This window comes from Vibrio sp. SG41-7 (assembly GCF_014164465.1).
Lineage (GTDB): Bacteria > Pseudomonadota > Gammaproteobacteria > Enterobacterales > Vibrionaceae > Vibrio > Vibrio splendidus.
On record NZ_JACJFF010000176.1, the window covers coordinates 1 to 6737 of the forward strand.

The 6737-nt window shown below is 39.6% G+C and carries 4 protein-coding genes and 1 pseudogene; 4 read left to right on the forward strand and 1 reads right to left on the reverse strand.

Annotation, left to right across the window (positions count from 1 at the left end; all coding sequences use genetic code 11):
* Positions 1 to 332: 332 nt before the first annotated feature.
* Complete coding sequence (locus H5300_RS24660; protein WP_182797150.1) at positions 333 to 1364, reverse strand: IS110 family transposase; 1032 nt, start codon at positions 1362 to 1364, stop codon at positions 333 to 335.
* Between the two features lie 68 nt (positions 1365 to 1432).
* Here H5300_RS24660 and H5300_RS24665 point away from each other — a divergent pair.
* From H5300_RS24665 to H5300_RS24680, 4 genes and pseudogenes are all read left to right on the forward strand, one after another.
* Positions 1433 to 2315, forward strand: a pseudogene (locus H5300_RS24665) (IS3 family transposase); the annotation flags it as partial.
* 981 nt (positions 2316 to 3296) lie between these two features.
* Positions 3297 to 4847, forward strand: a complete 1551-nt coding sequence (locus H5300_RS24670) for a PAS domain-containing methyl-accepting chemotaxis protein (RefSeq protein ID WP_182797151.1) — start codon at positions 3297 to 3299, stop codon at positions 4845 to 4847.
* A gap of 354 nt (positions 4848 to 5201) precedes the next feature.
* Entirely contained in the window at positions 5202 to 5348 is a 147-nt protein-coding gene (locus H5300_RS24675) for a hypothetical protein (RefSeq protein WP_182797152.1), read from the forward strand.
* A 283-nt stretch (positions 5349 to 5631) separates the two neighbouring features.
* A complete protein-coding gene (locus tag H5300_RS24680; RefSeq protein ID WP_182797153.1) occupies positions 5632 to 6414 on the forward strand; it encodes a hypothetical protein in 783 nt (260 codons plus the stop codon).
* The last annotated feature ends 323 nt before the right edge of the window (positions 6415 to 6737 follow it).

A 6737-nucleotide genomic window follows, 5' to 3' on the forward strand; every position in this document is an offset into this window, starting at 1 on the left:
ATTAGCTAACGAGAACAAGAATTGGCCGTTGAGATCGCTAAGCTAAAGAGGCAATTGGCAGAGCAAGCAGAAGAGCTAGAAATCGTAAAAAAGGCCGCCACCTACTTCGTATATGGAATCCACGGGTTTTACAAGATAAGAATGTGCAATGGATAAGATGCGGTCGTATATTCGGTTTCTCATTGAAGGAGCGACCTTCTAACCTTTGATGCATGCGCACCTACTGTCCTTGCCGCGAAAAAAGCTTTTTATAGCATTGCGAAGTAGTCAGGGTCTCAGTAGGCTGGTCTAACCATTGAACATCATTATTTGTAATCTGTTAATTTATACTGCTAGCAGGATAATGTCTTTGACTGATACTTTGTTTCATAGCGAAGCATTGCCCAAGCTGTTCTAACAGTTTTGTTTGCTAAAGCGATACAAGCTCTTTTGAAACCGACTCTATTGACTAACTTGATAAGCCACGCCTGTTTCTGGTTTGTAGGTGAGTCAGGCAGTCGATATATGTATGCCATAGCACCAAGGTAAAGCATTGAGCGAAGATCTTTAACTCCGCCAAATTTATCAATGCCCATCATCGTCACCTTACCACCTGAACTGTATTGCTTCGGTGTTAACCCGATAAACGCTGATGCTTGTCGACCGTTAGTAAATTGTGTCCCGTCACCCAAATTAGCATAAAGCATGGATGCGGTTATCTCACCAACACCTTCAAGAGCCATGAGCCTTTTACAGGGTTCTATTTGGCGAGTTGTCGCATTCATGGATTTCTGAAGATGGTTTAACTCTTCTTTCAGGTTAAGGTATTGTTGCCAGAGCATTGATAAAGTAGCAATTAAACTTGCAGGTAGAACATCCCTTTCATCAAGCGCTGAAGTCACTAATGCAGCTAGCCCTTTAGTGCCTTTAGCCCTAACGATACCGTATTCGTTAATGATGCTTCGAATGTGCAGCCCCAATGACACGATAGTTTTCGAAAGAAACTGGCGATTTGCTTCAAGAGACATCAAAGTTTGTTGTTCCATCGATTTGGGTTTGCTGTATTTTATTCCTATTTGAAGTGCTGCATTAGCGATAGCAAGCGCATCATTGGCATCAGTTTTATGACCCTCAACATAGGCCTTCACTTTTTTCGGATTGATTATCCTTACTTCGTGGCCGAAGGACTCAGCGTATCTACCCCAGTAGTGACAAGTAGCGCAGCCTTCTAGAGCAACAAGGGATGGTTTGGCTTTAGCAAGGAGTTCCTTAAGCTTCTGCCTGCTTATAGCTTTGTTACTGAGCAACTCTCCCTGGCGGCTTATATTGCAAACCTGAAATACATTTTTCGCTAAATCTATGCCGATTACGTTAGTTCTTAGCATGATGACACCTCATTTTACTGTTCCTGCCGATACTTAAGTTTGGCAGAGAATGAGTGGATTCCATACATCGCGAAAAATCTAAAGTAAATTGCTATGAATTTATGCTCGAACACCTGCTGAGTTTCAGTATTTCCCATATGGCTAAGGTGTTCAGAGTTTCTTGAAGTGGGTTTTATTATTGGGTTGAGAATCGCCACAAGGCGATTCAACGTGAGACAGGGCCAACAGCTTGATACCAAAGTAAAAGAAGCCTTTGACGTTAGCAAAGAACGAGATGGCTCAAGACGTATTCAGAAAGAACTGGCAGAGAGCGGTGATAACCATAATGTTAAGACCATTGCCGCCAGTATGAAACGTGAGGATTTAGTAGCGAAAGCAGCACGCAAGTTTAAGTGTACAACAGACAGTAAACATAAAATGCTCGTTGCTCCGAACTTGCTCGCTCAAGATTTTAACGCAACGGCTCCAAATCAAAAATGGGCAGGAGACATCACCTATGTTCCCACAAGCGAAGGCTGGCTGTACTTAGCTGTCATTATTGACCTCTATTCAAGACAAGTTATTGGTTGGTCTATGAATACGAGAATGACGGCCTCACTGGTCTACTATGCCTTATCAATGGCTTTATTTCGCCGAGGTTTCCCAGAGCAGGTTATTACTCATAGCGATCGAGGTAGTCAGTACTGTTCGAAAGACTATCGAGACCTCATAAGTAATTATAATCTAAGGCAAAGTATGAGTAGGAAAGGAAATTGCTGGGATAATGCTTGTGTTGAGAGCTTCTTTCATTCTATGAAAGTTGAAGCAATCCAATATGAACCGGTCATGACGAGAGAGCAGATGCGTCAAACGATCTTCGAGTACATCGCGGTTGATTATAATCGAACGAGAAGGCACAGTGCTCTTGGGTATCTAAGCCCAATGAACTTTGAAAAACAAAATGTCGCTTAGTTAAGTGTCCAGTCTGACTGGAGCAGATCAGTTATATGTAACGAGTATTTCCTTTCGGCATAAAGCTACGAGAACTAGTCGACGTAGCAGTTACTTACCAAAATAAAAGAGAATATATATCGATGATATAAACTTATCTTGTGGAATATATTTTTTCTACTATGGATAGTTCTATAAAAAACGTAAGATTATGATTGAGGCAGGTATACTGAATACCAATTTCACCAGTATTGAAATCAACGGACTTTGCAACCTCTTCTTGAAAGTTGTCAATAACTAACTGTAATAAACAATGCTTGTCTAACACATTCATGATTTTTCCTTCAATGCTGCATTAAGGCTAGTTGCATATTAAAGGGTAAGTTTCGAATCTTATCAAGGAAAGCGCATAATATTTGTAATATAAAATCATTTCTCTCAGTCTCTTTACCATAACTAGAAAATAATAACATCAAAATTTACCTAACCTACAAGTAAAAGTTTATTTTCTAAATGAAAACTAATTATTGCAACGAGGTGGAGTGTGCTTTTCGACGAATATTAGTAGTCGATAGGGAAAATAGATGAATTTCTAGAAGTTGCGACAAAGAAATATTCTTATTTTACTTATATATTAGAGGTAAATTTCATAGATGGATTGGTTTTCTAGCAATAAAGTTTGAAGATAAGTGCGTTTCTGGATAAATACAGTACAATCTTGGCTGTTGTGATTTTTATTTCCCATACCTTACTTTTCATAAGCTATGATTATCTTTGTTGGTATAAAATTGGTCTCACTTGTGTGACTGACGTGCTCCCGGACTTTTTCAGTAACCGGTTGGGTACGTCTGGTGTTCGTTTTTCTTGCATAAAAATCAAGTTGAATCAATAACTAATGATTGGTTGTTGAACGAGATTAAGTGCCTTCCTTTTCAGTATCGTGTGGCATGAATGATTCACACAGCAAGTTGGTTGTTATCTAGTTTAAACAGGGAAATATTTATGGCAGAGCAAGAGTATGATTATCCGGAGTCGTACAATCTAATTTCGGTGACAGACCCTTCCAGTAAAATCAAGTATGCAAGTCCCCATTTTAATGAAGTAGCAGGTTATAAAGAAGGAGAGTTAGTAGGTGAGTATCACAATGTGGTTCGCCATAGTGATATGCCTAAAGCCGCATTTAAAGACCTATGGGGGCATATTCAGTCAGGAAGTAACTGGATGGGTATGGTGAAAAACCAACGGAAAGGTGGTGGTTATTATTGGGTTGATGCTTTTGCTTCTCCGTTAAAAGAAGGCAGCGAGGTTGTTGAGTATCAGTCTGTTCGGTTTAAGCCAAAGAGAGAATATGTTGAACGAGCAGAAAAAGTGTATGCGACTTTAAATAAAGGAAAAACACCATTTAAGCTCATGTTGCCAAAAACAAGGCTCTGGCAACGTCAGTCTTTAATCTTAATATTGCTAATCGGGCTCGTTTATGCGCTTTACCTTAATCAAGTTGTGACGATACCACAAAGTTTATTATTACTCTTTATGGGTAGTTCTGCATCAATTTATATATTAACACGTCGCTTGGAGGTTATTTGTAAAATAGCAAGGGATGAATTTAATAATCCCTTAATGGAACATATTTATTTTAGCAAGGTGGATGACCTTTCCGAGATTGCTTTGGGAATGAAGGTACGTAAGCAATATGCAAAAGCGTTATTGGGAAGAATACGAATTTCGGTAAGTGATTCATGTGAAATGACCTTAAAGCAGGCGAATAAAACTGCTGAGTCGAACGCAACGGTGTCTGAGAATCTTGAAAATCAAAAAACAGAGATTGATATGGCAGCGACTGCTATCAACGAAATGCAGGCGGCTTCAAGTGAAATATCTCAAAATGCGCAAGGAACGCTAGATTCGACCTTTAGCACCCAACAAGAGCTCTTATCTTGTCAGAATGAGTTAAATCAAGTCGAAGAAAACTTTGTTGAGCTAACTAATGAATTAGACAATATCTCGACAATATCACTGTCTGTAGAGAGAGAGACGCAACAGATAAGCTCTGTTATTGAGATGATTAACGCGATTGCAGACCAAACAAATTTGTTAGCACTTAATGCCGCGATAGAAGCAGCTCGGGCAGGCGATTCTGGGAGAGGGTTCTCCGTAGTGGCTGATGAGGTAAGAGTGCTTGCTCAAAAAACACAAGAAGCAACCACAGAGATTCAAGAGGTGATTGAAAAATTATGTACGGGAAGTGGCCAGTCAGTGACTGCTGTTAACAATGGTACTGAGAAAGCGAAACGCACTCAAACGACGATTCAATCGACTCTTGAAAGCCTCACTTTATTGAGCGAAAAGGTTCAGAGCGTGGTCGACCGGAATAATCAAATAGCCGTTGCTATTGAAGAGCAAGTTAATGTTTCTGAAGAGATTAACCAGAATATTCTTTCTATCCATAGTAAAGCTGAAGCCTCTCACGATCTCATGGAAGATAGCAAAAAGCAGTATGAGCAAAGTGTACTCAGCTTAAATGAGTTAAGAAAAGGGGTTGCTCGATTTTAATCTGAGTGATTTATAGATAATGTTTCTACTTGTAAATCCTATATTTTTGTTTTTTTATTAAATTTTTTATTTCTTAGGCCAATGATGTTTTTGAAGGCCATGAGAGAAAGGAAGGTTTTGAACCAATTTAGATCAACGTTCAATCGCTGTTTTTCGCTTTAAGGTTTCAGTTGTAATAGTGGTGCCTTTCAGCAAGATGTTTCTATAAGTTTGTTCGCTTGCTTTCTACTGTTTGATAAAGCTCGCATTAAAGAGATGAAAACAGAAAATTGTAACTATCTCTCTGCCCTGGGTCTTTGTGAAAGAGAAAATGATGAGTCGCGATGTGCAAACTAAATAGTAAGGATGCGAATTATGACTGACGAGGAGGAGGTACAAGAAGTTTTTAAACAGTACCTATCTTGTACCTTTGAACAGAGACAGTTCTTAAAGCGAGAAATTTCGTCTTTACTGGAAGGTTGTGGTTCCGACAAAATCGATAATTCAGAAAGTAAAAGTTAGTCCAATGCAACTTGAACTGAAGGCTTATCCGCTAACCTTACAGAAGTCAGTAAAGTCGATTTGGTACAGTAGAGTACTCGAAGAGCATGGGGACAATCGTTGGTTTGTCCTGGTTATTTCTTTGAAAAAGCGTTACTTCCATCGTTGCGTAACATGCCATTTTTAAGCAAGTGCAAGTATGTTCAATGAGCACGGTTATAGAAAGTGATTAAATTCAAACTTGGTGCTCTGGAGTCGAGTTTTTTTTGGGGGGGGTATGGGCATAGGTTGTGAGATAGCGTCATTGAAAGATTGGCATGTTGACCAAATAGAAATCCACCATATTCGAACTAAAGATCGGAAGGTTGTTGGTTTATCTTTGAGTGTTCAGTTTTTGGGGGAGCTTGAGGTTCGTTCAAAGGCTTTTGCTCAGTATTTAAAGTGGCTCCCTATGCCAGAGAATCATCATCAATACTTGAAGATCTTGGATGTATTTTTTAATGAGGAGGGAGTGCCTGACCCTTTTATTGCTCTTGGATTAGGCTTCAATAGAGATGAGTCGGTTTATCTTATTTTGGCAATGGCCTTAACAACTGGTCGGTATAAATTAGAAATTCGCGCAAATCAGATGATTTTAGTTATTTCGGAATTGCCATACGTCAATTTACCCGGTGGCGCTGAGTCGCCTGTTGGTCTGTTTGATAACATTACACCAGAGGGAGTGCTTGTTTCCCTTCCTAATCATATGTGTCCGTCTGAGATGGATGGCAAGGGGCCGTTGCAAGTTAATATAGATTTGACTGATGATTATTTGGCTGACCAATTCTCTGACTTGGTCAAAAGTTCCTCTGTGATAGGTGGTGATGAGATAGCTATTATCCAGAAGGATCTAGTGGCAATGGGGTTGGATAATGATTTTAATGGCGATAGTGCTCAAGTTTTAGCCAGAGTGGTTAAGACGGCGCTTGAATTAAACTTGTTTCAATTGGTAGAGATAGAGCAAGGTGGGCATGTTTTTCGGTTGTGCTTCCATTGTTTGACTACCTTTGGATTGTCTCAGGTCGATCGATATGGCGTGTGTGTTTAGTCGTCGCGAACTCACGTGCAACTCAATGTGATCTGCTCCAGTCTTGCTGGAGCAGATCATAGAGATAACATATAAACTAATGAATCACAGGTTAATGCCACACAGAGTTATTATAATGTGACTCTCTCCCTTATCCATCAAAGCGAATGTTTTCCCAAACAATTTGACGACAAAGGCAAAGTGAAAAGAAGGCCGGTAGGACCTAAGAATAAAAGTTGTTGAAATGAACAATATCTAACAAAAGCCTACCCAATAAACTTGATAAGAAAAGCGGATTTACTGAGGAGATAAATCGACACTGTAAAACATTCTTCACAAAATCG